The organism is Variovorax sp. AC103, assembly GCF_979254005.1.
On sequence record NZ_CEEDFC010000004.1, the window covers coordinates 229,342 to 254,112 of the forward strand.

General features: G+C 67.3%; 26 protein-coding genes and 2 tRNA genes. 23 read left to right on the plus strand and 5 right to left on the minus strand.

What is annotated here, in order from left to right; genetic code table 11:
* Nucleotides 1-30 precede the first annotated feature (30 nt).
* From AC0IYU_RS07750 to AC0IYU_RS07810, 13 genes are all read left to right on the plus strand, one after another.
* Entirely contained in the window at nucleotides 31-870 is an 840-nt protein-coding gene (locus AC0IYU_RS07750) for a TauD/TfdA dioxygenase family protein (RefSeq protein ID WP_472114858.1), read from the plus strand.
* Between the two features lie 70 nt (nucleotides 871-940).
* Nucleotides 941-1,675, plus strand: coding sequence for a GntR family transcriptional regulator (locus tag AC0IYU_RS07755; protein WP_435483970.1), 735 nt, complete (start codon nucleotides 941-943; stop codon nucleotides 1,673-1,675).
* A 52-nt stretch (nucleotides 1,676-1,727) separates the two neighbouring features.
* Nucleotides 1,728-2,561, plus strand: coding sequence for an SDR family oxidoreductase (locus AC0IYU_RS07760; RefSeq protein ID WP_435438676.1), 834 nt, complete (start codon nucleotides 1,728-1,730; stop codon nucleotides 2,559-2,561).
* Nucleotides 2,558-3,733 carry a pyridoxal phosphate-dependent aminotransferase gene (locus AC0IYU_RS07765; protein WP_472114861.1) on the plus strand — a complete coding sequence of 392 codons (1,176 nt, stop codon included), beginning with the start codon at nucleotides 2,558-2,560 and terminating at the stop codon, nucleotides 3,731-3,733. Before AC0IYU_RS07760 ends, AC0IYU_RS07765 begins: the two co-directional genes overlap by 4 nt.
* Before the next feature lie 11 nt (nucleotides 3,734-3,744).
* On the plus strand, nucleotides 3,745-4,626 hold the full coding sequence (locus tag AC0IYU_RS07770) for an alpha/beta fold hydrolase (RefSeq protein WP_472114863.1): 882 nt from the start codon (nucleotides 3,745-3,747) through the stop codon (nucleotides 4,624-4,626).
* Nucleotides 4,626-5,921 carry a Zn-dependent hydrolase gene (locus tag AC0IYU_RS07775; protein ID WP_472114865.1) on the plus strand — a complete coding sequence of 432 codons (1,296 nt, stop codon included), beginning with the start codon at nucleotides 4,626-4,628 and terminating at the stop codon, nucleotides 5,919-5,921. Before AC0IYU_RS07770 ends, AC0IYU_RS07775 begins: the two co-directional genes overlap by 1 nt.
* A complete protein-coding gene (locus AC0IYU_RS07780) occupies nucleotides 5,918-6,880 on the plus strand; it encodes a cupin domain-containing protein (protein WP_472114868.1) in 963 nt (320 codons plus the stop codon). Before AC0IYU_RS07775 ends, AC0IYU_RS07780 begins: the two co-directional genes overlap by 4 nt.
* A gap of 85 nt (nucleotides 6,881-6,965) precedes the next feature.
* Nucleotides 6,966-7,199 (plus strand): hypothetical protein, encoded by a 234-nt coding sequence (locus AC0IYU_RS07785; RefSeq protein WP_472114871.1) that lies wholly within the window; start codon nucleotides 6,966-6,968, stop codon nucleotides 7,197-7,199.
* 233 nt (nucleotides 7,200-7,432) lie between these two features.
* Nucleotides 7,433-7,693 carry a hypothetical protein gene (locus tag AC0IYU_RS07790; protein ID WP_472114874.1) on the plus strand — a complete coding sequence of 87 codons (261 nt, stop codon included), beginning with the start codon at nucleotides 7,433-7,435 and terminating at the stop codon, nucleotides 7,691-7,693.
* Between the two features lie 72 nt (nucleotides 7,694-7,765).
* Nucleotides 7,766-8,065 (plus strand): hypothetical protein, encoded by a 300-nt coding sequence (locus AC0IYU_RS07795; RefSeq protein ID WP_472114876.1) that lies wholly within the window; start codon nucleotides 7,766-7,768, stop codon nucleotides 8,063-8,065.
* A 69-nt stretch (nucleotides 8,066-8,134) separates the two neighbouring features.
* On the plus strand, nucleotides 8,135-8,332 hold the full coding sequence (locus tag AC0IYU_RS07800; RefSeq protein WP_472114878.1) for a hypothetical protein: 198 nt from the start codon (nucleotides 8,135-8,137) through the stop codon (nucleotides 8,330-8,332).
* 278 nt (nucleotides 8,333-8,610) lie between these two features.
* Nucleotides 8,611-8,976, plus strand: coding sequence for a hypothetical protein (locus tag AC0IYU_RS07805; protein ID WP_472114880.1), 366 nt, complete (start codon nucleotides 8,611-8,613; stop codon nucleotides 8,974-8,976).
* Between the two features lie 146 nt (nucleotides 8,977-9,122).
* Nucleotides 9,123-9,443, plus strand: a complete 321-nt coding sequence (locus AC0IYU_RS07810) for a hypothetical protein (protein ID WP_472114883.1) — start codon at nucleotides 9,123-9,125, stop codon at nucleotides 9,441-9,443.
* A 141-nt stretch (nucleotides 9,444-9,584) separates the two neighbouring features.
* Here AC0IYU_RS07810 and AC0IYU_RS07815 read toward each other — a convergent pair.
* The 4 genes from AC0IYU_RS07815 to AC0IYU_RS07830 all read right to left on the minus strand — a co-directional run bounded on the left by AC0IYU_RS07815 (nucleotide 9,585) and on the right by AC0IYU_RS07830 (nucleotide 12,450).
* A tRNA-Arg gene (locus tag AC0IYU_RS07815) sits at nucleotides 9,585-9,661 on the minus strand.
* Between the two features lie 184 nt (nucleotides 9,662-9,845).
* Nucleotides 9,846-9,922: transfer RNA gene (locus tag AC0IYU_RS07820), tRNA-Pro, on the minus strand.
* Between the two features lie 47 nt (nucleotides 9,923-9,969).
* A complete protein-coding gene (locus tag AC0IYU_RS07825; RefSeq protein ID WP_472114886.1) occupies nucleotides 9,970-10,674 on the minus strand; it encodes a glutathione binding-like protein in 705 nt (234 codons plus the stop codon).
* 96 nt (nucleotides 10,675-10,770) lie between these two features.
* Nucleotides 10,771-12,450, minus strand: coding sequence for an FAD-dependent oxidoreductase (locus tag AC0IYU_RS07830; protein ID WP_472114889.1), 1,680 nt, complete (start codon nucleotides 12,448-12,450; stop codon nucleotides 10,771-10,773).
* Nucleotides 12,451-12,616: 166 nt separating this feature from the next.
* Between AC0IYU_RS07830 and AC0IYU_RS07835 the strand changes: the two genes are divergently transcribed.
* The 3 genes from AC0IYU_RS07835 (at nucleotide 12,617) to AC0IYU_RS07845 (ending at nucleotide 16,318) form a co-directional block, all read left to right on the plus strand.
* On the plus strand, nucleotides 12,617-13,507 hold the full coding sequence (locus AC0IYU_RS07835; RefSeq protein ID WP_472114891.1) for a GNAT family N-acetyltransferase: 891 nt from the start codon (nucleotides 12,617-12,619) through the stop codon (nucleotides 13,505-13,507).
* 191 nt (nucleotides 13,508-13,698) lie between these two features.
* Nucleotides 13,699-15,837, plus strand: coding sequence for a polyphosphate kinase 1 (gene ppk1 / locus AC0IYU_RS07840; RefSeq protein ID WP_472114894.1), 2,139 nt, complete (start codon nucleotides 13,699-13,701; stop codon nucleotides 15,835-15,837).
* 19 nt (nucleotides 15,838-15,856) lie between these two features.
* Complete coding sequence (locus AC0IYU_RS07845; RefSeq protein ID WP_472115232.1) at nucleotides 15,857-16,318, plus strand: SixA phosphatase family protein; 462 nt, start codon at nucleotides 15,857-15,859, stop codon at nucleotides 16,316-16,318.
* A gap of 10 nt (nucleotides 16,319-16,328) precedes the next feature.
* Here the strand turns inward: AC0IYU_RS07845 and AC0IYU_RS07850 are convergent, their stop codons facing one another.
* A complete protein-coding gene (locus tag AC0IYU_RS07850; RefSeq protein ID WP_472114897.1) occupies nucleotides 16,329-17,849 on the minus strand; it encodes a Ppx/GppA phosphatase family protein in 1,521 nt (506 codons plus the stop codon).
* Nucleotides 17,850-18,110: 261 nt separating this feature from the next.
* On the opposite strand from AC0IYU_RS07850, the gene pstS reads away from it, so the two are divergent.
* The 7 genes from pstS to phoR are packed head-to-tail and all read left to right on the plus strand — an operon-like array spanning nucleotide 18,111 to nucleotide 24,759.
* Nucleotides 18,111-19,145, plus strand: a complete 1,035-nt coding sequence (gene pstS / locus AC0IYU_RS07855; protein WP_472114900.1) for a phosphate ABC transporter substrate-binding protein PstS — start codon at nucleotides 18,111-18,113, stop codon at nucleotides 19,143-19,145.
* 30 nt (nucleotides 19,146-19,175) lie between these two features.
* The gene (gene pstC / locus AC0IYU_RS07860; protein WP_435483954.1) at nucleotides 19,176-20,258 is read left to right on the plus strand and encodes a phosphate ABC transporter permease subunit PstC; all 1,083 of its coding nucleotides are present in this window, start codon (nucleotides 19,176-19,178) and stop codon (nucleotides 20,256-20,258) included.
* Nucleotides 20,255-21,139, plus strand: a complete 885-nt coding sequence (gene pstA, locus AC0IYU_RS07865) for a phosphate ABC transporter permease PstA (protein ID WP_435483953.1) — start codon at nucleotides 20,255-20,257, stop codon at nucleotides 21,137-21,139. Before pstC ends, pstA begins: the two co-directional genes overlap by 4 nt.
* A gap of 13 nt (nucleotides 21,140-21,152) precedes the next feature.
* Nucleotides 21,153-21,935 (plus strand): phosphate ABC transporter ATP-binding protein PstB, encoded by a 783-nt coding sequence (pstB, locus tag AC0IYU_RS07870; protein ID WP_435483952.1) that lies wholly within the window; start codon nucleotides 21,153-21,155, stop codon nucleotides 21,933-21,935.
* A 10-nt stretch (nucleotides 21,936-21,945) separates the two neighbouring features.
* Nucleotides 21,946-22,647, plus strand: coding sequence for a phosphate signaling complex protein PhoU (gene phoU, locus AC0IYU_RS07875; RefSeq protein ID WP_435446234.1), 702 nt, complete (start codon nucleotides 21,946-21,948; stop codon nucleotides 22,645-22,647).
* 28 nt (nucleotides 22,648-22,675) lie between these two features.
* Nucleotides 22,676-23,368, plus strand: coding sequence for a phosphate regulon transcriptional regulator PhoB (gene phoB / locus AC0IYU_RS07880; protein ID WP_435438081.1), 693 nt, complete (start codon nucleotides 22,676-22,678; stop codon nucleotides 23,366-23,368).
* A gap of 50 nt (nucleotides 23,369-23,418) precedes the next feature.
* Nucleotides 23,419-24,759, plus strand: coding sequence for a phosphate regulon sensor histidine kinase PhoR (phoR, locus tag AC0IYU_RS07885; protein WP_472114903.1), 1,341 nt, complete (start codon nucleotides 23,419-23,421; stop codon nucleotides 24,757-24,759).
* Nucleotides 24,760-24,771: the final 12 nt, after the last annotated feature.

A 24,771-nucleotide genomic window follows, 5' to 3' on the forward strand; every position in this document is an offset into this window, starting at 1 on the left:
CATCTTCACCCCCAGAGACACATTTCGACCATGCAACTCGAGAACCTCACCTCCTTCATCGGCACCGAAGTCAAAGGCATCGACCTGCGCGAGCCGGTGAGCGACGACGACTTCGCCGTGCTGCGCGACACGCTCAACCAGCGCTCGGTGCTGCTGTTTCGCGGCCAACGCATCAATGAATCGCAGCACGTGGCGTTCTCGCGCCGCTTCGGCCCGCTGCTGGGCCATGTGCTCACCCAGTTCCTGAAGAAGGAGCACCCGGAGGTGTACGTGCTGTCGAACGTGTCGGAAAACGGCAAGCCCATCGGCAACCACAAGGAGGGCTGGAATTGGCACTCCGACCTGTCGTACAAGGCCGAGCCCTCGATGGGCGCGCTGCTCTACGCGCTGGAAGTGCCGCCGGTGGAGGGCGACACCTTCTTCGCCTCGATGCACGCCGCCTACGAGGCGCTGGACGACGACATGAAGGCGCGCATCCGCCCCATGACGGCCACGCACAGCTACGCCAACTACTACGGCAAGGCGTTTGCCGACCGCAACCCGCTCACGCCCGAGCAGCTGGCCGCCACGCCCGACGTGGTGCACCCGCTGGTGCGCACGCACCCCGAGACCGGCCGCCTGTCGCTCTACGTGGGCGAGGACGTGGTCAAGCAGATCGACGGGCTTCCCGCCGAGGAAAGCACCGCGCTGCTGGCCGAGCTGAATGCGCACGCCATCTCGCCCGAGTTCAGCTACCGCCACAAGTGGCTCGCGGGCGATCTGCTGGTGTGGGACAACCGCTGCACCATGCACCGCGCCACGCCGTACGACGACAACGTGTACCGCCGCGTGATGCACCGCACCACGGTGGCGGGCGACCGCCCGTTCTGACCCGCCGGTTCGCCGCAGCGCCCCGCGATCGAAGACCGACAAAGACAAACACAACAAGGAAGGCAAGACCATGGAACCGAACGAACCCGAGATGGCGGAGCCCGCGATGCTGCGCGGACGCGAGCGCCAGCGCGGCAAGGGCGCCACGCTGTCCGACGAGCTGAAGGACACGCTGGAAGACCTGATCGTCAGCGGCGTCATGAAGCCCGGCGCGCGGCTCGACGAAGCCGAGCTGGCCGAGCGCTTCAAGGTGTCGCGCACGCCGGTGCGCGAGGCACTGAAGGCGCTGGCCGCCACGGGCCTGGTCGACCTGCGCAGCCGCCAGGGCGGCGTGTGCGTGGCGCGCATCTCGCTGCCCATGCTCATCGAGATGTTCCAGATGATGGCCGTGATGGAAGGCCTGTGCGCCAAGTTCGCCGCGCGCCGTGCCACCGAAGTGCAGAAGGCGCGCATGGGCGCGCTGCACGACGAGCTGACCAGCATCCTGGCCTCGGGCGACCACTCGCGTTTCTACGACGTGAACCAGGACTTCCACGACGCGCTGTACGAGGCCTCCAACACGCACTACCTGGCCGAGCAGACGCGCGCGCTGCGCAAGCGGGTGCGCGTGTACCGCCGCTACGTGACCTTCCAGCCCGGGCGCATGACCGCCACCATCGGCGAGCACGGCGCCATCCTGGACGCCATCCGGCGCAACGATCCGGGCGCGGCGTTTTCTTCCGCCATCGACCACGTGAGCCTGCTCGAGGACGACATCGTCGACCTGATCGCGGCGCTGTCCGAGCAGGACGGCGGCGCGCCCTGAGCGCCTTTTCAACACCCACTTTTTCGACCGCATTCCCGGACATCACCTCATCATGAAACTCGAACTCGAAGGCAAGACCGTACTCATCACCGGCGCGTCCAAAGGCATCGGCCTTGCGGCCGCCCATTCGTTCGCGGCCGAAGGCTGCCACCTGCAGCTGGCCGCGCGCGACGGCGTGGCGCTGGCCGCGGCCAAGGAAGAGATCGAGAAGATCTACCCGATCAACGTGCGCATCCACCCGATGGACCTGGCCGCGCCCGGCGCCATGCAGCAACTGGCCGAGGCGGCGGGGCATGTCGACATCCTCGTGAACAACGCGGGCGACATTCCGGCCGGCCCCATCGAGTCGCTCGACTTCGCCGTGGTGCGCCGCGGCTTCCAGCTCAAGGTGCTGGGCTACATGGAGCTCACGCAGATCTACTACGCGCGCATGAAGGCCGCGGGCGGCGGCGTGATCGTGAACGACATCGGCAACTCCGGCGAGAACTGGGACGCCAACTACATCGCGGGCTCCACCGGCAACGCGGCCGTGATGGCCTTCACGCGCGCCCTGGGCGGCGTGAGCCTGGACGACGGCATCCGCGTGGTGGGCGTGAACCCCGGCCCGGTCGCGACCGACCGCATGGTCAAGCTCATGAAGCGCCGCGCCTTCGACACGCACGGCGACGAAGGCCGCTGGGAAGAGCTGTTCGACAACTACCCGGGCGGCCGCCCGGCCACGCCGGAAGAAGTGGCCGAGCTGATGGTGTTCCTGGCCTCGCCGCGCGCCGGCTACATCACGGGCACGGTGGTGACCATCGACGGCGGCATTGCCTCGCGCGGCTCGATCATCAAGACCAGCAAGAAGGCCATGGCCGCCGAGCAGGCGCAAAGGCTCGCAGCATGAACGCGGCGCTGAATCCCGCGGCGGCCGTGCCCGCAGTGACGAGCGACGCCGAAACCCGCAACCAGTATTTCGACAAGCTCTTCACCAACCCCGACCTGATGTGGCTGGGCCAGAACACCAACCACTTCCCGCTGCACCCCGCCGTGAAGAAGGCGCTGCACGACGCCATCGACGACGAGAGCTTCCACGCCTATGCGCCGCCGCTGGGCATGGAAGCGCTGCGCTCGGCGATTGTTGAAGACCTGGGCGTGCCGGACCAGTCGGCCGTGGTGACCGACGGTGCCGTCTCGGCGCTGGCACTGGCCTGCCGTGCCTTCTGCGGCGCCGGCAAGGGCTTCGTCACCACCGACCCGGGCTGGAAGTGGCCGCTGCAGTTCGCGGCCAAGGCCGGCTCTGTGATCACCGAGATTCCGATCTACGGGCCCGAGTACGGCTTCAAGCTGTCGGCCGAGGCGCTGGCGGCCGCGACCGACGCGAACACGTCGGTCATCTACCTGGTGGACCCGAACAACCCGCTGGGCACCACCTACACCGAAGACGAGATCCGCGCCTTCGCGGACCGCGCGCGCGAGATCGGCGCCGTGCTGATCCACGACTGCACCTACCGCGACTTTGCCGACAGCCACACGCTGGCCTCGCGCTTCTACCCGGAAGGCACGGTGACCATCGTGAGCTTCTCGAAGTGGCTCGGCCTTGCCGGCCTGCGGCTGGGCGCGCTGGTGGCGTCGCCGGAGCTGCTCGCACGGATCCTGCCGCACTCGCAGGCGCCACTGGGTGCCAGCGTGCTGGCGCAGCGCGCGGCCATCGCGGGCCTGGGCGTGAAGGACGAATGGATGGCCGGAGTCATCACGCAGCAGCGCGAGAACCAGCAGATGATCGTCGACGCTTTCGCCAGGCTGCCGGGCTTCGAAGTGCCGGTGTTTCCGTCGCAGGCCAACTTCATCGTGGTCGAGTGCAGCATGGCGGGCGTGACGCCCGAGGCGCTGGTTACCGCGCTGGGCGAGCACGACATCATGGTGCGCCAGGGCACGTACCACACGCCGCGCTTCGGCCACCGCTTCATCAAGATCTCGACCACCGTGCCGAAGGCGTGGGCGCAGGCGTTGTGCGACGTGCTGCCGGAGGCGGTGGAACGCGCGCGCAGCCTGCCCGCCACGGCGGCGCTCTTCTGAAAGGCCGGGCCATGAGTTTTGCCACCACCCCCGACGGCATCCGCCTGTACTACGAGACGGCCGGCAGCGGCACGCCCATCGTGTTCGTGCACGAGTTCGGCGGCGACCACCGCAGCTGGGAGCCGCAGATGCGCTACTTCGCGCGGCGCCACCAGTGCGTGACCTTCGGCGCGCGCGGCTATCCGCCGTCGGACGTGCCGGCCGACGTGGAACGCTATTCGCAGGCCACAGCGGCCGATGACATCGTGGCCGTGATGGATGCGCTGAACCTGGAGCGCGCGCACATCGTGGGGCTGTCGATGGGCGGCTTCGCGACGCTGCATTTCGGCCTGCGCCATGCGAAGCGCGCAGCCTCGCTGGTGATTGCAGGCGCGGGCTACGGCGCCGAGAAGGAGCACGAAGACTACTTTCGCGGCGTTTCGCTCGAGGTCGCGAAACAGTTCGAGGCCCAGGGCTCCGAGAAATTCGCCCGCACCTATTCGCTGGGCGCGAGCCGCGTGCAGTTCCAGAACAAGGACCCGCGCGGCTGGCAGGAGTTTGCGACCTGGCTCGGCGAGCACGATGCCGCGGGTGCGGCCAACACCATGCGCGGCGTGCAGGCGCGGCGCCCGTCGATCTACGACCTGGAAAGCGACCTGCGCGCGATGACCGTGCCTTCGCTCGTGGTGGTCGGCGACGAGGACGACCACTGCCTGCAGCCGGGCATCTTCCTGAAGAAGACCGTGCCGGCCTGCGGCCTGGCCGTGATGCCCAAGACCGGCCACACGCTCAACCTGGAAGAGCCGGCCGCGTTCAACGCCCTGCTGGCGGAGTTCTTCGCGCAGGTCGAGGCCGGCCAGTGGAAGCCGCGCGACCCGCGCGCGCTGCCCAGCCAGATCATGAAGACCGACTGATGAACGCCCCAGTGACTGTCGCGGTGCAGCAGGGCATCTGGCGCATCGATGCCGACCGGCTCTGGGACCGGCTCATGGCGCTGGCCTGCATCGGTGCCACGCCGGGCGGCGGCGTCGACCGGCAGGCGCTGAGCGCGGAAGAAATTGCAGCGTGGCGCACGATGATCGACTGGGCGCTGTCGGCCGGCCTGGAGCCTTCGACCGACGCGGCCGGCAACCTGTTCATCGCGCTGCCCGGCGTGGACCGGGAGGCTCCGCCGGTGCTGGCCGGCAGCCACCTCGACAGCCAGCCCGGCGGCGGGCGCTTCGACGGCGTGTACGGCGTGGCGGCCGCGCTGGAGGTGCTGACCACGCTGTCGCAGCGCGGCGTGCGTCCGCCGGTGGACATCGTGTGCGTGGCGTGGATGAACGAGGAGGGCTCGCGCTTCGCGCCCGGCATGATGGGCTCGGAAGCCTTCGCCGGTGTGCGCAGCCTCGAAGACGTGCGCGCGGTGCGCGATGCGAAGGGTGTGTCAGTGGCCGATGCGCTGGATGCCTTGCACGCCGCGTTCCCCGCGCTGCGCCGACGCCCGCTCGGTTTTCCGCTGGCGGCCTATGTCGAGGCGCACATCGAGCAGGGGCCGATCCTGGAGGCGCAGGAGTGCGTGATCGGCGTCGTCACCGGCATCCAGGGCAAGAAGACCTTCGACATCGTCATCGAGGGCGAGCGCGGCCACGCCGGCACGCTCGCGATGGCGGACCGGCGCGACGCGCTGGCGGCGTTCTCGCGCATGGCGATGGTCTTGTACGCGCAGATCGGCGGCTACGACGACGCGGTCAAGTTCACCATCGGGCGCCTGCAGGTCGAGCCCAACGCGCCGTCGGTGGTGCCCGAGCGCGTGGCGCTGCGCATCGACCTGCGCCACCCCGACAACACCGTGCTGGAACTGCTGGGCCAGAGGCTCGCGGCTTCGTGCGAGCTGTTCGCGCTGCCGTGCCGGGTGACGGTGACGCCGCTGGTCGATGCACCGTCGAATGAATTCGACCTGGCGCTGCAGCAGGCGATTGCCCATGCCGCGCAGCGCATCGGGGAGCCGCACATGCCCATTCTTTCGGCCGCCGGCCACGATGCACGCCACATGGCCCCGCTGTGCCCGAGCGCGATGATCTTCATTCCCTGCCGCGACGGCGTGAGCCATGCGGAACACGAGTGGGCCGAGCCCGCGCACGTGGCGGCGGGGGCGAACGTGCTGCTGCGCGTCTTGCTGCCTTACGCGCTGCCAGGCGCAACAACCGGGGAGGGCGATTCGCCATGAATGCCACTGTCGCCGCCACACAAGCCACCGCCACCCCTGTGGACATGGCCGACCTGCCGATGCAGCATCCGCGTGCGCCGGCCAGCGCCGCGCAGGCCCGCGCGCGCTTCTTCAACTCGGGCAATGCCTTCAACGTGAAGCTGCCGGCAGTTCCGGCGCGGCTTTTCCCGCCGCCCGCGGAAGATCGCTTCGGCGTGTTCGAGTGCGACCAGTCGCGTGCGCTGGGCTGCGGCTTTGCGGCCACCACGCCGCTGATGCTCGCGCGCTATGTGCGCGTTGCCGCGCGCGACGCGCTGCTGTCGCTGGACGTGTGCGCCACCGGGTCGGTGTGGTACGTGATCTCCGGCAGCGGCCGCCTGGCCGGCGGCACGGACGGCTTTGCGTTCGGCACGGGCGATGTCTTTCTGCTGCCTGGCGCCAAGGGCTACCGGCTCGAGGCCGGCGCCGAAGGCGTGCTGCTGTGGACCGTCGGCAACGAGCCGCAGCTGGCGTTCGAGCGCGCGCAGCCTGCGCCGCTGGCCAAGGCGACCATCGACGCCGTGCACTATCCGGCCGCGGAAATCGAGCGCCAGTTCGCGCTGATCTTTTCGAGCGGCACGCGAGACGACACCTCGGGCCGCGCGCTGATCTTCTCGTCCGACCGGCAAGCCGCCGCGCGCAACCTCACGCCCACGCTGACGCTGAGCTTCAACACGCTGGAGCCCGGCACGCACCAGCGCACGCACCGCCACAACTCGGCCGCCGTCACGCTGGTGGTGCAGGGCGAGGGCTGCCACTCGGTCGTCGGCGACACGCAGTGCCCGTGGGAGCCCTGGGCCACGCTGGTCACGCCGCCGGGCGCGCCGCATTCGCACCACAACGCGGGGCCGCAGGGTGCGCGCTTCTTGATCGTGCAGGACGGCGGGCTGCACTATCACGCGCGAACCATGGGGTTCGAGTTTCTGGAAGGCGTCGAGTAAAGGGTCACGGCCCTTTCTTCGATCCGTCATTCGGGCGGGTCACCATGCGCGCATGGCTGGTCAACTTATCTCCATCGCCCTGTCCGTGGACCAACACGACGGCGGCGACTATTTCTGGGTGCTGCTGGAGTCCTTCGACAATTCGATGGAGTTCGAGTCGCTGATGGAGGCCGCCAAGGGCTTCCCTACCTATGCCGAAGCCTTGCAGGCCGGCTACGCGGTGCTGCGGGGGCTGTCGGAAGACCTGAACGTCGGCCCCCGTGAAGAAGCCGACGACCCGGCCCTGGTCGAGGACGGCACCAGCGGCGAATACGACTGAGGCTTGCGCGGCGCAATGCCGCACACCCAGGCCGATCGGCCGAACCCGCCGCCATGGGCGCCATGGCCACTTGGCGGATGTCCAATGCCTTTCAACAAGCGTAGGCTGTGGCTGACATGCGTTCCCCCGGCCTAACGCAGACAGTGCAGCGTGCAGCCGCGGATGTCACTCCGCCTGCATGGCATGCCGGTGGGCGCACGCACTGGCCAGATCGGCAAGTTTCGGGAGTTCAGATGGTTGAATATTTCCGCGTGGGGTTGCCCTACATTCGCGTTCGTTTCAAGGTGCCCGCGCGACGCGGCGGGCGCATCGAGTTTCATGGCAAGTTCGGCGTCATCACCGGGGCCAGCGGGGAATACCTGCTGGTGAAGTTCGACGGAGAGCCCGCGGCCGTCATCGTGCATCCCGTCGAACCCAACTATGTGGAATCGGGCGAGGCCACCGAACCGGCCCCGCTGATGCAAAGCGACGGCAGGAGGCCGTGCGCTGAGTAGGCACTGATGGGTCGTGCGGTCGTGACTTGGCGCGGCTATGCTGGCGCCAGTTTTTTGCGCGATCTGAACGACATGAAGAAATCCAGACCGCCGGCCAGGCCGGCTCCCTACGACATCAAGAAGCAGTGGCACTGGGGCCGTGCCATGCGGGAACTTCGCATCGCCGATTTCCTGAAAGAAGGCCGGCTGCTGGTTCCGGGCGAGTACACGGGCGAGGGCCCCGCCACTGACGACGGCACCGGTGCGCTTCGAACCGTGGGCGGCATCCAGGTGGGCGCGGCCGACCATGCGAACGGAACGATGTGGGTGGGCCGCAAGCTGCGAGAGGGCGACCTGCCTTCGCCGCCGGGCGATCCGGCATCGGGCAGCTAGGGTAAGTCCCGGCGATTTTTGTCTCCCATGGGTCTAAGTTGCATTTGTGACCCACTGTTGGAGACACACATGTTGATGGTGACCAAAGTCGTCGCGGCTGGGGTGACCGCCCTGGCGATGGGCGGCGTGCCGGCACCGGGCGCCGATCCGGCCGGGCCTTCCCTTTCTGCCTCCCCCGTTGTCGAAACACAGCTCAACACCAGCCAGGTCAACGCGGCGTGCCCGAGCGGCTGCAACGTCTGGCGAATGATCTACGACGGTCGTTGAGCCGCGCAACGACTGAGGGGAAGACGCCCCGAGGGCCTGCAGGGCCGCGGGTTGATGCGCTCGTACCCGTTCATCCAGGACTGGTTAACTGCAATTTAAAACTGTATATTCATACAGTCTTTTGGCAGCAGGCCTTTGGTGAGCGCGCAACGCGCAGGGGGCGATGAACCATGAATCAGTTTGAGCTTTTCTTTCCGCGCGTGACCGCGTCGGTGGTGCCCATGGCGGTGGCGCAGCATGCCTCGGCGCCGCGGCCACCTTCACAACCCGCTCGGCCGGTGCCCGCGCCGCCACTTCCTTCCCTGGCAGAGGCGAGTGAGGCGCCATTCCGGTTCGAAGACATCGAAGTCGAAGCGCGCGTCGCGTACGCCGTGCGGCTCGCCGACTATCCGCATCCGGCGGCCGACGCCGTGAAGGTGGCCGAGCAGCGCTTCCGCCGCGAGATCGACAAGCATCTCGGCGGCGATGTCGTCGCGGCATTGCGCGCATTCCAGAACGCGAGCGAATCGAGCGAGAGCGACCTGTCAAAGGCCGAGATCGCCATGGCCAAGCGCTGGGCCAAGGCCTACGACGCGGCGCGCACGGCGGGCTTTCGCGATCTGGGGGATACCGACGAGGCTTTCTTCGACGTGCGGCCGATCTGAGCCGTGCCGTCGCTCGCGGGCGAAGCGAATCCACTTTCGCTCCCGCTGCGTAGAGCATGCTGATGGCCTGATTCCCGAGCCGTGTCACCGTCACGGCACGTCATTCGTTTGCAGGCCGCTTTTTCCACCGAAGCTGGAGAAGAGCCATGGCAACCTACGAGAAAGTCATCCGCGAAACCGCGCGGTTCGACGTGGTCGACGCCAACGACTGCGAGGGCACTGTCGTTGAATACACGACTTTTTTCCTCCGCGTCAGCCTTCACAGGCAATACACGCCGATGGTCGCGAGCGTGAGCTACCAGTTGCTCGACGGGCGCTTCGTGCACCGCACGCACGGCGGGCACTTCGACACCAGCAACGGCCTTTGCCGGTTCTTTGCGATCGGGGAAAGCACTGGCGCTGCAGGGGTGGGCTGGGGCGCGCGGGATGCGCAGTCGGATGCGGGTGTTCGGCGCGGGCTGCATTAGCAAGGCCAGGTTGGCGAGCTGCGACAGCGTGCGCGCCGTGCTGGAGCCTGTTTGCACGGGTTCGGGCAGATGCTCCGGGCGCCGCGGCTGAAGGGCCGATGCGCTAAAAGTCAGAAAAAGCCGATTGGTTGGAGGCTGTTCTGGCCTGCCCGGAGGGGATCGAACCCCCGACAACCTGCTTAGAAGGCAGGTGCTCTATCCAACTGAGCTACGGGCAGATTTGAAGCCGGAAGAAACCAAGAAAATCAACAACTTAGGCGTTGTTGTTTCCAGCCGGCAGCGGCGGATTCTACCCAGTTCCGTGTCTCGCGCAGCGCTCCGAAGCGCTTGCGCAAAGCCGTGCGTGGCCTGAAACGAAAAATGCACACAGTCCGTTGGGAACTGTGTGCATATCGATTTCTTTGGTCGGGGCGAAAGGATTCGAACCTTCGACCCTCTGGTCCCAAACCAGATGCGCTACCAGGCTGCGCTACACCCCGCCAAGCCTTCTATTCTAGCCCGGATATTTGCCCGGTCGGCGGGTTTCTCAGCGTTTCTCGTACTGCGTCTTGCCGAAAAGAATCTCGCGCTCCTTGTCGCCGGTGATCGGCTGGCGCAGGTCGGCCAGCACCTTCACGCCGCGCTGCACGGCGGGACGGGCGGCGATGCCGTCGAACCAGGCTTTCAGATGCGGGTAGTCGGTGAGCGTGATGCCCTGGTTTTCCCAGCTGCGCAGCCACGGGAAGATGGCGATGTCGGCAATGGAATAGGTCTTGCCGGCGATGAACTTGTTCTTGGCCAGCTGCTTGTCGATCACGCCGTAGATGCGCTTGGCCTCGTTGCTGTAGCGCTCGATGGCATAGGCGATCTTCTCGGGCGCGTACAGGCGGAAGTGGTGCGCCTGGCCCAGCATGGGGCCGACGCCGCCCATCTGGAACATGAGCCACTGCAGCACGTCGTAGCGTTCGCGGTCGCCCGTGGGCAAGAACTTGCCGGTCTTGCCGGCGAGGTACACGAGGATGGCGCCCGACTCGAACAGCGAGATCGGCTTGCCGTCCGGACCGTCGGGGTCGGTGATGGCAGGGATCTTGTTGTTGGGACTGATCCGCAGGAACTCGGGCGCGAACTGGTCGCCCTTGCCGATGTTCACCGGGTGCGCGTGGTACGGCAGGCCACACTCTTCGAGCATGACGTGAATCTTGTGGCCGTTGGGCGTGGGCCAGGAATAGACCTCGATGGGCGATGCGGACATGTCTCTTGCTCCGGTGGGTGTGATGCGAGCCGGCAGCTTATACGCGCAGGTTCAATCGCGCACCGCGCCGGGAATTCGCGCGATTCACCGCCCGCGTCAGGCCACCGCCGAGGCTTGCGAGAGGTGTTGATGAATCAGCGCCACCACGGCCGCGCCTTCGCCGATCGCGCCGCCCACGCGCTTGACCGAGCCCGAGCGCACGTCGCCCACGGCGAACACGCCCGACACGCTGGACTCGAGCGCGGTGGCCGGCCGCGCCGGAAAGCCGCCGCTCGCCGCGTCGCCCGTCTGCACGAAGCCGTGCTTGTCGACCGACACGCCGCAGCCTTCGAGCCACGAGGTCTCGGGCTCGGCACCCACGAAAAGAAAGATGTTGCGTGCGGGGCAGTCGTGTTCCGCATGCGTGGTGTGGCTGCGCCAGGTGGCACCGGTCAGGCCTTCGTCGGAACCGCCATGCAGGCGCACGAGTTCGGTGAACGGATGCAGCTCGATGTTGGGCGTGGCCTCGATGCGGTCGATGAGATAGCGCGACATGCTGGCCGCCAGCGACGGCCCGCGCACCAGCACGTTGACCTTGGCCGCATGGCGCGACAGGAACACCGCGGCCTGGCCCGCGGAGTTGCCGCCGCCGACCAGCGCCACTTCCTGCTGCGAGCAGATCCTGGCCTCGATGGCCGAAGCCCAGTACCAGATGCCGCGGCCCTCGAATTCGGCCAGCCGCGGCACCTCGGGGCGCCGGTAGCGCGCGCCGCTGGCCACGACGACGGTGCGCGCGTTGATCGTGCGGCCGTCGGCCAGCGCGATGCGCAGGCACCCGAGCGCGTTGTCGCGCGCGCAGTCCAGCGACAGCACCTTGGCCGGGATCAGCATCTCGACGCCGAACTTCTGCGCCTGCACGAAGGCGCGGCCCGCCAGCGCCTGCCCCGAGATGCCGGTCGGAAAGCCGAGGTAGTTCTCGATGCGCGCGCTGGCGCCGGCCTGCCCGCCGAAGGCGCGGCAGTCCAGCACGATCACGCGCAGCCCTTCGGAGGCCGCATACACCGACGTCGCCAGGCCCGCCGGGCCGGCGCCGACCACGGCCACGTCGTACAGGGCGTCGTGCTCGGCGGTGTCGAGCATGCCCAGGCATCGCGCCAGTCCTTCGTCCGTCGGGTTCACCAGCACCGAACCGTCGGGGCACACGGCCAGCAGATGGCCGGCGCCGTACTGCGCGAGCAGCGCGGCGGCGTCGGGGTCTTCATTGGCGTCGACCACGTGGTAGGGATAGCCGTTGCGCCGCAGAAAGTTTTCCAGCCGCGCCATGTCAGGCGACTGCGGCGCGCCGATGAGCACCGGCCCGCCGGCGCCGGACTCGATCAGCGCTACCCGACGCAAGATGAGTGCGCGCGTGATGCGCTCGCCCAGGTCGGCTTCGGCCACCAGCAACGCGCGCAGTTGCTGGGGCGAGACGAGCAGCGCTTCCACGTCCTCCTCGGCCTGGCCGTCGACCAGGGCAGGGCGGCCGCTCAACTGGCCGACTTCGGCCAGGAATTCACCCGGCCCCTGCCGCACGATGGGCACCACATGGCCGAGGCCGTCGCGTTGCGTGACGGCCACGACGCCCTTGAGCAGCACGAACATGCCGGGCCCGGTCTCGCCGGCGGTGAAGAGCCGGGTGCCGCGCGCAAATTGCTGCACGCTGCCGAAACGGGCAATGCGCGCAATCTCGGTGTCGCTCAGGACGGGAAAGGTCTGGTGGAGTCGGCTGGTGTCGGTGCCGTTTGCTTCGGTGGCCATGCGGTAAAGCTCCATGTCGCTTGCAGACCGCATTAGACGACCAAGTGGGGCCAGCGTGGCGTTCCATGCGATGTCGGCGCTGTAACCACCGTCATCCGCCTGCCATCTTCCTGACATGCACGCTTCATTCCACGTGCGCAGACTCCCTCGGCAGAAAGGGTTCCCCATGAAAGAACTGCCCAACCCGACGTTTCCGCTCTCGCAGCTCGGGCTGCGCGCGGCCTTGTGGCCTGCGCCCACGGTCGCCGCTGCCGCCGGTGCTTCCACCGCGGCCCGTGTGTCGGTGCCGCAGGCACCCGTCGTCATTCTTCCTCCGCCCGTCGAAGCCAGGCAGGGCATCACGGTCGGCTGGGCCCGCCACCTGGACGACGTGCGCGCAGCGCAGCGCCTGCGCTACGACGTGTTCGTCGGCGAAATGGGCGCCCGCGTCTCGTCGCCGCTGGCCGGCCACGACATCGACCTGTTCGACGACTTCTGCGAACACCTGCTGGTGCGCGACGAGCTGACCCAGCAGGTCGTCGGCACCTACCGCGTGCTCACGCCAGCGCAGGCCCGCCGCGTCGGCAGCACCTACAGCGACACCGAGTTCGACCTGACCCGCCTGCGCGACCTGCGCGAACGCATGGTCGAACTGGGCCGCAGCTGCGTGCACCACGAACATCGCCAAGGCGGGGTGATCCTCGCGCTGTGGGGCGCGCTGGCCGGCTTCATGCACCGCAACAAGCTGGACACGATGATCGGCTGCGCCAGCATTCCGATGTCACACAACGGCGTGACCAACGGCGACGCGGCGGCCAGCATCTGGCGCCAGGTGTCGGCCAAGCACATGGCGCCCATTCAGTACCAGGTGCAGCCACGCCTGCCGCTGCCGGTCGAACGGCTGGACAGCACGCTGGACGTGGAGCCGCCCGCGCTGATCAAGGGGTACCTGCGCCTGGGCGCCAAGGTGCTGGGCGCACCCGCCTGGGACCCGGACTTCAACGCCGCCGACCTGCCGATGCTGATGCGCATCGACGACCTGCCGGCGCGCTACCGCAAGCACTTCCTGGGCGCATGAAGCCCGCGGCCGTCCCGTCCAGCAACGGGCCGTCCGCATTGCCCCCGGGCATGATGGAGCCGCACAAGGGGCATGCGACAACGGGGGCGGATGCGTCACGAGGGTGTCATGAGAACGTCACAAACGATGTCGACACTGTCATATTTCCGCCTACGTGTGCTCCCGTGCCCCTTGCTCCAGAATCAGTCCCCATGCCATCCGCCCCCGCAGACCGGTCGCTTGCCGCCGCGGCGCCTACGTTCGCGCTGCTCGACCGCGACCACAGCATCCTCTCGTTCAATGAACGGGTGCTGGACTGGGCGCATCGGCGCGAGGTGCCGCTGATCGAGCGGCTGCGCTACCTGTGCATCGTGTCGTCGAACCTCGACGAGTTTTTCGAAGTGCGCGCCGCGCCGCACTTGATCGCGGGGAGCGCGGGCGACCACAAGGGCACCTACACGGTCGATTCGTTCGAGCGGCTGGCCGAGGCGGCGCACACGCTCGTGGCGCGCCAGTACGCGCTGTACAACGACGAGCTGATGCCGACCTTTGCCACCCACGGCATCCACATCATTTCGCACGGAGAGCGCAACCCGGCGCAGCGCAAGTGGGTCAGCGAGTATTTCGAGCGCGAGGTGCGCCCGCTGCTGATTCCGGTCGGGCTCGACCCGGCGCATCCGTTTCCGCAGGTGGCCAACAAGTCGCTGAACTTCATCGTGCGGCTGGGCGGCAAGGACGCCTTCGGGCGCGAAAACCCGATCCAGATCGTCAAGGTGCCGCGCGTGCTGCCGCGCCTGATCCGGATGCCGGCCAAGGTCTCCGACGGCAAGACGCTGTTCGTGGCGCTGTCGAGCGTGGTTCGCGCGCACCTGGCGAGCATGTTCGTGGGCCGCGAGGTGGGCGACTTCTCGCAGTTCCGCGTCACGCGGCATTCCGACCTGGCGGTGGACGAGGAAGACGTGAAGAACCTGCGCACCGCGTTGCGCCAGGGCCTGCAGCACCGCCACTACGGGCAGGCCGTGCGACTGGAAGTGTCGGCAAGCTGCGCCGAATCGCTCGCGAGCTTTCTGCTGGCGCAGTTCAACCTGCCGCCGCAGTCGCTGTACCGCGTGCACGGCCCGGTCAACCTGGCGCGGTTCACGCAGCTGGCCGACCTGCTCGAAGAGCCGCAGCTGCGCTTTGCGCCGTACCCCGCGTCGTACCCCGTCACGCTGTCGCCTTCGCAGTCGTTCTTCGAGCGGCTGCAGCGCAGCGACGTGCTGATCCACCAGCCCTTCGAGAGCTTCGACGGCGTGCTCGCGTTCCTGCGCGAGGCGGTGCTCGACCCGCAGGTGCTGGCCATCAAGCAGACGATCTACCGCACCGGTGCGGACTCGGAGCTGATGGACCTGCTGCGCGAGGCGGTGCGCCGCGGCAAGGAAGTCACGGTGGTGGTGGAGCTGAAGGCGCGCTTCGACGAAGAGGCCAACATCAACTGGGCCGAAATGCTCGAGTCGATCGGCGCGCAGGTGGTGTACGGCGTGGTCGGCCTGAAGACGCACGCCAAGATGCTGCTGGTGACGCGCCGCGAGGGCAAGCAGATGCGCCGCTACGGCCATCTGTCCACCGGCAACTACAACCCGCGCACCGCCAGGCTCTACACCGACATCAGCCACCTCACGGCCGACCCGATGCTGACGGCCGACATGGAGGCCGTGTTCGTGCACCTGGCCAGCCAGAGCCGGCTGCCCAAGCTCAACCGCATGTGGCTGGCGCCGTTCGACCTGCACAAGAACATCGTGGCGCAGATCGATGCGCTGGGCCTTGCCGCCGTGGCCGGCCAGGCCACGCGCATCGTGGCCAAGATGAATGCGCTGACCGACGAGGAAATCATCGGCGCGCTGATCCGTGCGGGGCAGAAGGGCGTGAAGATCGACCTGATCGTGCGCGGCGCTTGCACGCTGCCCGCGCAGGTGCCGGGATTGACCGACAACATCCGCGTGCGCTCGGTGATCGGGCGCTTCCTGGAGCATTCGCGGGTCTTCTATTTCCGCAACGGCGAAGACGAGTCGCTGTACCTGTCCAGCGCCGACTGGATGAACCGCAACATGATGCGGCGCATCGAGCTCGCCTGGCCGGTCACCGACCCGGGCCTGCGCCAGCGGCTGATCGACGAATGCCTGGTGGCGTACCTGCACGACGGGCGCGACGCTTGGGACCTGGGCGCGGACGGCACCTACACGCGCGTGGACCGCGACACGCATCCGGGCGAGGAGGGCGCCTCGCGAGCCATCGAGGCGCATGGCGCGCAGGCCGCGCTCATGAACCGCTACGCATCCAGAGGGCATCTGCGTGATGCATCCAACAACTGACGACCGAAAGACGATGACCATGGACTTGATCTTCTGGCGCCACGCCGAAGCCGAGGACTGGACCGAGGGTTGCGACGACATGCAACGCTCGCTCACCGCACGCGGCGAGAAGCAGGCCAAGCGCATGGCCAGCTGGCTCGACCGGCAACTGCCCGATGGCACCCGCATCATCTGCAGCCCCGCGCGCCGCTGCGAGCAGACGGCTCTGGCGCTGGGCCGCAAGTTCAAGCTGCGGGAAGAACTGTCGCCCGAGACCACGCCCGAGGCGCTGCTCGGCGCGGCGGGCTGGCCCGGCGGCAAGTCGGTGGTGCTGATGATCGGCCACCAGCCCTCGGTGGGGCAGGCGATTTCGCTGCTGCTGGGCCTCAAGCAGGACAGTTGCCCGGTGCGCAAGGGCGCGCTGTGGTGGATCCGCACGCGCGAACGCGACGGCGACGTGCAGACCGTCGTGGTGACGGTGCAGTCGCCCGAGCTGCTCTAGCCTTCTTCGCTCAGGCTCCGTTGAGCTCCACGCGCCAGCTGCTGGTCTTCTGCCAGGCCAGCACCTCCTCGCGCAGCAGGTGGGCCGACTGCGGATAGGCCTCCGCCCAGTCGGGTGCGCACACGATCGTGAAGGCCCGTGCGCCCAGTGCCGCGAGGTGCAGCGCCCGCGGATCGGGGTCGCGGCGCGCGTGGCAAAGAATGAGCGCCAGGCGCAGCGACAGCAGCTGCATGACGAAGGTCTCGTCGTCCAGCGCCGCCTCCAGCTTGCGCAGCTTGCCGCGCTGGCCCAGCACCAGTTGCGCCAGCGCATGCATTTCGTTCACCGCGAACCCGGGCGCGTCGGTGTTGTCGAGGATGTAGGCGCCGTGCTTGTGATAGTCGCTGTGCGAAATCTGCGTGCCAATTTCATGCAGCTGCGCCGCCCAGCCCAGCTTGCGCAGCGCGCGGCCCGCGCGGTTGGCCGTGCTGCCGCCGCGCGCGGCGGGTGCCAGCTGCACGAACAGCGCCGCGGCCGTGTCGCCCACGCGCCTGGCTTGCGCCGCATCGACGGCGAAGCGGTTGGCCAGGCGCGCCACCGTGGCGGTGCGCATGTCGGCCACGCTGTCGTCGCGTTCCAGCAGTTCATAGAGCACGCCGTGGCGCAGCGCGCCCTGGGCGACCTTCATTTCCTCGATGCCGAGCAGGTCGAACACCGCGCGCAGCACGCTCACGCCCCCGCCGATGACGGCCTTGCGGTCGTCGCGCATGCCTTCGATGCGCAGCTTGTCGGCGCTGCCAGCCTTCAGCAGGCGGTCGAGCAGCCAGTCGAGGCCTTCGCGCGTGACCTTGCCGGGCTCGGCACCGGAAGCCGCCAGCACGTCGCCGACCGCGCCGATGGTGCCGGAGGCGCCGTACGCCACGTCCCACTGGTCGCGGGTGTAGCTGGCGAGCGCGTCGTCCAGCACCGCCTTGGCGGCCACTTCGGCGGCGCGGAATGCTGCGGGCGTGAACAGGCCTTCGCTGAAGTGCTTCATCGACCAGGCGACGCTGCCGACGCGGTACGACTCCATGCGGTCGGCCACCAAGGCCTGGCCGATGATCATTTCAGTGGAGCGCCCGCCGATGTCGACCACCAGCCGGCGTTCGCTGTCCGAGGCGTCGGTGTGCGGCAGCATGTGCGCCACGCCCTGGTAGATCAGTCGCGCTTCTTCCCGGCCGGGGATCACGTCGATGCCGAAGCCCAGGATGGTGCGTGCGCGCAACAAGAACTCTTCGCGGTTGCGCGCTTCGCGCAGCGTTTGCGTGGCCACGGCCCTCACTTGCGAGCGCTTGAAGCCGGCCAGGCGTTCGCCGAAGCGGGCGAGGGCGTCCCAGCCGCGCTGCATGGCTTCGGTCGTCAGGTTGCGCGCGCTGTCCAGGCCGTTGCCCTGGCGCACGGTTTCCTTGAGGTATTCGGTGCGGTGGATCTGGCCGTGGTCGACCTGTCCGATTTCGAGCCTGAAGCTGTTCGAGCCCAGGTCGACTGCTGCGAGGCGGGTGCCGTTTTGCATGTTGTTCTGATGAAGAAGGCGGGTGCCCTGGAGTTCGATCGTAGCGCCATGACAGCGCGTGCGGCCTCCCGTTTTCGCGCAGCGGCGAGGCTCGCAAGGCTAGGCGCGGCGCATGACGGTTGTGTGACAGCGTCACATGCGCCACGGGGTGAATCAGGGCATTTTCCCTCGACAGCGGGGTGTCACACCGATGTCACACAAGGTTTTTAGAGTCCGTGCCAAGCCCTCAAGGGACTACTTCTTACTTCTAAAGGAAGCTTCATGAAAACGACGTTCAAATTTGCAACCGCCGGCCTGCTGGCCGCGATGTTCACCATTCCCGCCTTCGCACAGGACGTGACCGGCGCCGGCGCCAGCTTCCCCGCACCGCTGTACGCCAAGTGGGCTTCGGACTTCAACAAGGCCACCGGCGTCAAGATCAACTACCAGTCGGTCGGCTCGGGTGCCGGCCTGAAGCAAATCGAAGCCAAGACCGTCGATTTCGGCGCTTCCGACGCTCCCCTGAAGGACGACGAACTGCAGGCCAAGGGCCTGATGCAGTTCCCCACCGTCATCGGCGGCGTGATTCCCGTGGTCAACATCCAGGGCATCAAGCCCGGCGAGCTGAAGCTCAACGGCCAGGTGCTGGGCGACATCTACCTCGGCAAGATCACCAAGTGGAACGACCCCGCCATCAAGGCGCTGAACGGTTCGCTGGCCCTGCCTGACGCTGCCATCGCCCCGGTTCGCCGCGCCGACGGTTCGGGCACCAGCTTCCTGTTCACCAACTACCTGAGCAAGGTCAACGCCGAATGGAAGACCAAGGTCGGCGAAGGCACGGCCGTGAACTGGCCCACCGGCGCGGGCGGCAAGGGCAACGAAGGCGTCGCCGCCTTCGTGAACCGCCTGCCCAACTCGATCGGCTACGTCGAGTACGCCTACGTCAAGCAGAACAAGATGACCTACGCCCAGCTGCAGAACGCCGCCGGCAACTTCGTCTCGCCCGAAGACACCGCCTTCAAGGCCGCCGCCGCCGGTGCCGACTGGAACAAGAGCTTCTACCAGGTGCTGACCAACCAGGCTGACAAGGGCGCATGGCCCATCACCGGTGCCACCTTCATCCTGCTGCACAAGGTGCAGGACAAGCCGGCCAACGCGACCACCGTGCTGAAGTTCTTCGACTGGGCCTACAAGAGCGGCGACAAGACGGCCGACGACCTCGACTACGTGCCGATGCCTGACGCCGTGAAGGCCACCATCGCCAAGGCATGGGGCGATGTGAAGGACGCGTCGGGCAAGGCCGTCGCGTTCAAGTAAATCCAACCATCAGTCCAGACCGGCGCGCCCATGAGCAACTCCTCGCTCAAGGACGCGCCGCTTTCGTCTTTGCCGGAGCGACCTGTGTCATCCACCTTTCCCACCGCTGCCACCTCGCTCGACCTCTCGGCCGAGCGCGGTCGCGCCACCGCCCCACCGCCGCCCGTGAAGGCACCGCGTTCCGGCCCCATGGCCGACCGCCTGTTCGGCTGGGCCGCCAAGGGCGCCGCGCTGCTGACGCTCGCGATGCTCATCGGCATCCTGCTGTCGCTGATCGTCGGCGCCTGGCCCGCCATTTCGAAGTACGGCCTCGGCTTTCTCACCAACAGCACGTGGGACCCGGTGAAGGAGGAGTACGGCGGCCTGGTCATGATCTACGGCACGCTGGCCACCTCGTTCATCGCGCTGGTGATCGCCGTGCCGGTGAGCTTCGGCATTGCGCTGTTCCTGACCGAACTCTCGCCCAACTGGCTCAAGCGCCCGCTGGGCACTGCCATCGAGCTGCTGGCCGCCGTGCCGTCCATCGTGTACGGCATGTGGGGCCTGCTGGTGTTCGGGCCGATCCTGTCGACCTGGGTGCAGCAGCCGCTGCAGAAGCTGCTCGCCGGGGTGCCGTACCTCGGCGCGCTGGTGTCCGGCCCGCCCGTGGGCATCGGCATCCTGTCGGCCGGCATCATCCTGGCGATCATGATCATTCCGTTCATCGCCTCGGTGATGCGCGACGTGTTCGAAGTGACGCCGCCGCTGCTCAAAGAGTCGGCCTACGGCCTCGGCTCGACCACCTGGGAAGTCGTTTCCAAGGTGGTGCTGCCGTACACCAAGGCCGGCGTGATCGGCGGCATCATGCTCGGCCTGGGCCGGGCGCTGGGTGAAACGATGGCGGTCACCTTCGTGATCGGCAACATGAACCAGCTCAACTCGCTGTCGGTGTTCGAGGCTGCCAACAGCATCACCTCGGCACTGGCCAACGAATTCGCCGAAGCTGGCGCAGGCCTGCACCAGGCCGCGCTGATGTACCTCGGCCTCGTGCTGTTCTTCATCACCTTCGTCGTGCTGACGCTCTCGAAGGTGCTGCTGGCGCAGATGAAGAAGAGCGAAGGGACCAAGTCGTGAGTACTGCTCAAAACCTGATGAACGCACAGGCGCTGGCCGAAACGCGCCAGGCCCGGTTTGCTTCCCGCAACCGCGTCAACAAGATCGCGCTCACGCTGTCGCTCGCCGCGATGGTGTTCGGCGTGTTCTGGCTGGTGTGGATCCTGTGGGAAACGCTGCGCTTGGGGCTAGGCGGGCTGGCGCTCGCCACCTTCACCGAAATGACACCGCCGCCGAACGAGATGGGCGGTATCGCCAACGCGATCTTCGGCTCGTTCGTGATGGTGGCGCTGGCCACCTTCGTGGGCACGCCGATCGGCATCATGGCCGGCATCTACCTGGCCGAATACAACACCAAGGGCTGGCTTGCCTCGGTCACGCGCTTCGTCAACGACATCCTGCTGTCAGCGCCGTCGATCGTGATCGGCCTGTTCGTTTACGCCGTGGTGGTGGCCTACTTCAAGACCTTCTCGGGCCTGGCCGGTGCGCTGGCGCTCGCGCTGATCGTGATTCCGGTGGTGATCCGCACCACCGAGAACATGCTGCAGCTGGTGCCGCCGGGCCTGCGCGAAGCCGCCTACGCACTGGGTGCGCCGAAGTGGAAGGTCATTCTGAGCATCACGCTGCGCGCCGCACGCGCCGGTGTGGTCACGGGCATCCTGCTGGCCGTGGCGCGCATCGCGGGTGAAACCGCGCCGCTGCTCTTCACCGCGCTGAACAACCAGTTCTGGACCGCCGACGTGAGCCAGCCGATGGCCAGCCTGCCGGTCACGATCTTCAAGTTCGCGATGAGCCCGTACGAGAACTGGCAAAAGCTGGCCTGGGCCGGCGTGTTCCTGATCACCGTCGCCGTGCTCGCCCTCAACATCCTGGCGCGTGTGCTGACGCGCAACAAACACTGAAGAAGAAGCTTTCATGCCAACCACCGTCGCACCCCAAATGTCGCGCTCGAAGCTCTCGGTCAAGGACCTGAACTTCTACTACGGCAAGTTCCACGCGCTCAAGGGCATCAACCTCGAGATTCCCGAGAACAAGGTCACGGCCTTCATCGGCCCGTCGGGCTGCGGCAAGTCGACCTTGCTGCGCACCTTCAACCGCATGTTCGAGCTGTACCCGGAGCAGCGTGCCGAAGGCACGATCGCCCTGGACGGCGAGAACCTGCTCACGTCCAAGCAGGACGTGGCACTGATCCGCGCCAAGATCGGCATGGTCTTCCAGAAGCCCACGCCGTTCCCGATGTCGATCTACGACAACATCGCCTTCGGCGTGAAGCTGTTCGAGAGCCTCTCGGCCAGCGACATGGACGACCGTGTCGAATGGGCACTGAAGAAGGCCGCCCTGTGGACCGAAGTGCGCGACAAGCTGCAGCAGAGCGGCTCGGGCCTCTCTGGCGGGCAGCAGCAGCGCCTGTGCATTGCGCGCGGCATCGCGATCAAGCCCGAAGTGCTGCTGCTCGACGAACCCTGCTCGGCGCTGGACCCGATCTCGACCGCGAAGATCGAGGAGCTGATCGCCGAGCTGAAAAACGAGTACACCGTGGTCATCGTGACCCACAACATGCAGCAGGCCGCCCGCTGCAGCGACTACACCGCATACATGTACCTGGGCGACCTGATCGAGTTCGGCGCGACGGAACAGATGTTCTTCAAGCCGCAGCGCAAGGAGACCGAGGACTACATCACCGGCCGTTTCGGCTAAGGAGACAACCATGACTGAAAAACATTTGTCCAGCCAGTTCGACAGCGAACTCAACGGCGTCTCGTCGCGCGTGATGGAGCTCGGCGGCATGGTCGAGTCGCAGATCCACACGGCCGTGTACGCGCTGCTGCAGTTCGACGTGGAAGCCGCCGACCGCGTGATGGAAACGGAGAACCGCGTCAATGCAATGGAGATCGACATCGACCGCGAGCTCTCCTCGATCATTGCGCGACGCCAGCCGACGGCACGCGACCTGCGCCTGCTCATCGCCATCAGCAAGACCACCGCCAACCTGGAGCGCGTGGGCGACGAGGCCAACAAGATCGCGCGCATGGTCAAGTCGATCATCGAGAGCGGTTCGGCCCGGGCCTTGCCCACCACCGAGCTGCGCATTGCGGCCGACCTGGCCTCGGGCCTGCTGCGCAAGGCGCTCGACGCCTTCGCGCGCCTGGACACGGCCGCCGCGGTGTCGATCCTGAAGGACGACGACCTGATCGACAAGGAGTTCGACGGCTTCGTGCGCAAGCTGGTCACCTACATGATGGAAGACCCGCGCACCATCTCCGCCAGCCTGGACCTGCTGTTCCTGGCCAAGGCGATCGAACGCATCGGCGACCACGCCAAGAACATTGCCGAATTCATCATCTACATCGTCAAGGGCGCCGATGTGCGGCACACTTCGATGCAGGAAATCGAGTCCGCGCTCCTGTAACGGCGGCGGCAAGACTCCCTCAAATAGCATGAAGAAACCCCGAGTCCTGATCGTCGAAGACGAGTCCTCGATCGCCGAGCTGATCGCCGTCAACCTGCGCCACAACGGCTTCGAGCCGATCTGGTCGGAAGACGGCGCGGCAGCCCAGCGCGAGATCGACGCGCTGCTGCCGGACCTGATCCTGCTCGACTGGATGCTGCCGGGCCAGAGCGGCCTGCAACTCGCGCGCCAGTGGCGCAAGGATCCGCGCACCAAGGCCATTCCGATCCTGATGCTGACGGCGCGCGGCGACGAACCCGACAAGGTGGCCGGCCTGGACGCCGGTGCCGACGACTACATCACCAAGCCCTTTTCCACGCAGGAAATGCTGGCGCGCATCCGGGCGGTGCTGCGCCGCCGGGCGCCGGAAGTGGTCACGGAGCGGGTGGAGATCGGCGAGCTCGCACTCGACACCTCCACGCACCGCGTGACCTGGCAGGGCGGCGCGCTGAAGGTCGGGCCAACCGAGTTCAAGCTGCTGGCCTACCTGATGCAGCATGCCGAGCGCGTGCACAGCCGGGCGCAACTGCTCGACAAGGTGTGGGGCGACCACGTCTACATCGAGGAACGCACGGTCGACGTGCACGTCAAGCGCCTGCGCGAATCGCTGGGCGCGGCCGCACCGATGGTGGAAACCGTCCGCGGCGCGGGCTATCGCCTGACGGCCCAGGTCACGGTCTGAGCGCCGTGCCGTCGGCGCCGCCCGATGGCAGGCGCGGATAATCGCCCGCCATGCCTTTTCGCATTGCTACTTTTTTAATAGCGTCTCTCGCAATGGCGACGGGCGCTATCGTTGTTTTCGGCTGGACATACGGTTGGCTGGGTGCGTGGGTGGGCGCTGTGCTCTGGCTGGCGCTGGACGCCTGGCGCGCCGAGCGGCTGCTGCAGGTGCTGCGTAACGACGCAGCGGGCCTGCCGACGCGCGGACCGGGTGTGTGGGGCGAGCTGTCGGAGCGCATCCGCAAGCTGCTGCGCGAGCGCGAGCAGCAGACCCGCCAGGCCGAAGACCGGCTGCAGGAGTTTCTGGCGGCGATCCAGGCCTCGCCCAACGGCGTGGTGCTGCTCGACGAACAGGGCCGCATCGAGTGGTGCAACCAGACGGCGGCAGCCCAGTTCGGCATCGACGCCGAGCGCGACCTGGCGCAACACCTGGCAAACCTGGTGCGCGATCCGGCCTTCGTGGCCTACCTGGCCTCGTGGAACTACAGCCGCGACGTGGTCATCGACGCGCCGGGCATCGGGCATCACGCGCACCAGCGCGGGCATGCGATGCGGCTGTCGGTGCAGGTGCATCCCTATGCCGGAAACCGCCGCATGCTGCTCACGCGCGATATCACGGCACTGGAGCAGGCCGAGGCGATGCGGCGCGACTTCGTGGCCAACGTGTCGCATGAAATCCGCACGCCGCTGACCGTGCTGGCCGGTTTTGTCGAAACGCTGCAGAACCTGCCGCTCGATGCGGACGAACGCATGCGCTACCTGTCGCTGATGGGGCAGCAGTCGCACCGCATGGAAACGCTGGTGAACGACCTGCTGACGCTGTCGCGGCTGGAAGGCAGCGCGGCGCCTTCGGGCAACCAGTGGATCCGCATTCGCGCGCTGCTTGCGCACTGCGAGGACGAAGGGCGCGGGCTCTCCGGCCGGCTGGCGCCGCTGGGGCACCGGCTGTCTTTCACCATCGACGCGGAGTCCGAGGTGTCGGGCGCGCCGACCGAGCTGCAAAGCGCCATGTCGAACCTGCTGAGCAACGCCATCCGCTACACGCCGGGCGGCGGCGAGGTGGCCGTGAGCTGGCGCGTGCTGCCCGACGGGCGCGGCGAATACGCCGTGAAGGACACGGGCCCGGGCATTGCCGCGGAGCACATTCCGCGGCTGACCGAGCGCTTCTACCGCATCGACCGCAGCCGTTCGCGCGAGACGGGCGGCACGGGGCTGGGCCTGGCGATCGTGAAGCACATCGCGCAGCGGCACGGCGCAGAGTTGCGCATCGAAAGCACCGTGGGCAAGGGCTCGCGCTTCGCGCTGCTGTTTCCGTCCGCGCGCGTGCGTGAAGCGCGCGTGCTGGTCAGGTAGCCGGCGGGGCGT

Coding starts and splice junctions, on each gene's coding strand:
- ppk1 (WP_472114894.1), top strand. CDS start 13,699: ATGCCATCCGCCCCCGCAGACCGGTCGCTTGCCGCCGCGGCGCCTACG.
- AC0IYU_RS07825 (WP_472114886.1), bottom strand. CDS start 10,674: ATGTCCGCATCGCCCATCGAGGTCTATTCCTGGCCCACGCCCAACGGC.
- AC0IYU_RS07760 (WP_435438676.1), top strand. CDS start 1,728: ATGAAACTCGAACTCGAAGGCAAGACCGTACTCATCACCGGCGCGTCC.
- pstS (WP_472114900.1), top strand. CDS start 18,111: ATGAAAACGACGTTCAAATTTGCAACCGCCGGCCTGCTGGCCGCGATG.
- AC0IYU_RS07830 (WP_472114889.1), bottom strand. CDS start 12,450: ATGGCCACCGAAGCAAACGGCACCGACACCAGCCGACTCCACCAGACC.
- phoR (WP_472114903.1), top strand. CDS start 23,419: ATGCCTTTTCGCATTGCTACTTTTTTAATAGCGTCTCTCGCAATGGCG.
- AC0IYU_RS07750 (WP_472114858.1), top strand. CDS start 31: ATGCAACTCGAGAACCTCACCTCCTTCATCGGCACCGAAGTCAAAGGC.
- AC0IYU_RS07765 (WP_472114861.1), top strand. CDS start 2,558: ATGAACGCGGCGCTGAATCCCGCGGCGGCCGTGCCCGCAGTGACGAGC.
- pstB (WP_435483952.1), top strand. CDS start 21,153: ATGCCAACCACCGTCGCACCCCAAATGTCGCGCTCGAAGCTCTCGGTC.
- AC0IYU_RS07790 (WP_472114874.1), top strand. CDS start 7,433: ATGGTTGAATATTTCCGCGTGGGGTTGCCCTACATTCGCGTTCGTTTC.
- AC0IYU_RS07775 (WP_472114865.1), top strand. CDS start 4,626: ATGAACGCCCCAGTGACTGTCGCGGTGCAGCAGGGCATCTGGCGCATC.
- AC0IYU_RS07850 (WP_472114897.1), bottom strand. CDS start 17,849: ATGCAAAACGGCACCCGCCTCGCAGCAGTCGACCTGGGCTCGAACAGC.
- AC0IYU_RS07780 (WP_472114868.1), top strand. CDS start 5,918: ATGAATGCCACTGTCGCCGCCACACAAGCCACCGCCACCCCTGTGGAC.
- AC0IYU_RS07810 (WP_472114883.1), top strand. CDS start 9,123: ATGGCAACCTACGAGAAAGTCATCCGCGAAACCGCGCGGTTCGACGTG.
- pstC (WP_435483954.1), top strand. CDS start 19,176: ATGAGCAACTCCTCGCTCAAGGACGCGCCGCTTTCGTCTTTGCCGGAG.
- AC0IYU_RS07795 (WP_472114876.1), top strand. CDS start 7,766: ATGAAGAAATCCAGACCGCCGGCCAGGCCGGCTCCCTACGACATCAAG.
- AC0IYU_RS07835 (WP_472114891.1), top strand. CDS start 12,617: ATGAAAGAACTGCCCAACCCGACGTTTCCGCTCTCGCAGCTCGGGCTG.
- AC0IYU_RS07770 (WP_472114863.1), top strand. CDS start 3,745: ATGAGTTTTGCCACCACCCCCGACGGCATCCGCCTGTACTACGAGACG.
- AC0IYU_RS07755 (WP_435483970.1), top strand. CDS start 941: ATGGAACCGAACGAACCCGAGATGGCGGAGCCCGCGATGCTGCGCGGA.
- phoU (WP_435446234.1), top strand. CDS start 21,946: ATGACTGAAAAACATTTGTCCAGCCAGTTCGACAGCGAACTCAACGGC.
- AC0IYU_RS07845 (WP_472115232.1), top strand. CDS start 15,857: ATGGACTTGATCTTCTGGCGCCACGCCGAAGCCGAGGACTGGACCGAG.
- AC0IYU_RS07800 (WP_472114878.1), top strand. CDS start 8,135: ATGTTGATGGTGACCAAAGTCGTCGCGGCTGGGGTGACCGCCCTGGCG.
- phoB (WP_435438081.1), top strand. CDS start 22,676: ATGAAGAAACCCCGAGTCCTGATCGTCGAAGACGAGTCCTCGATCGCC.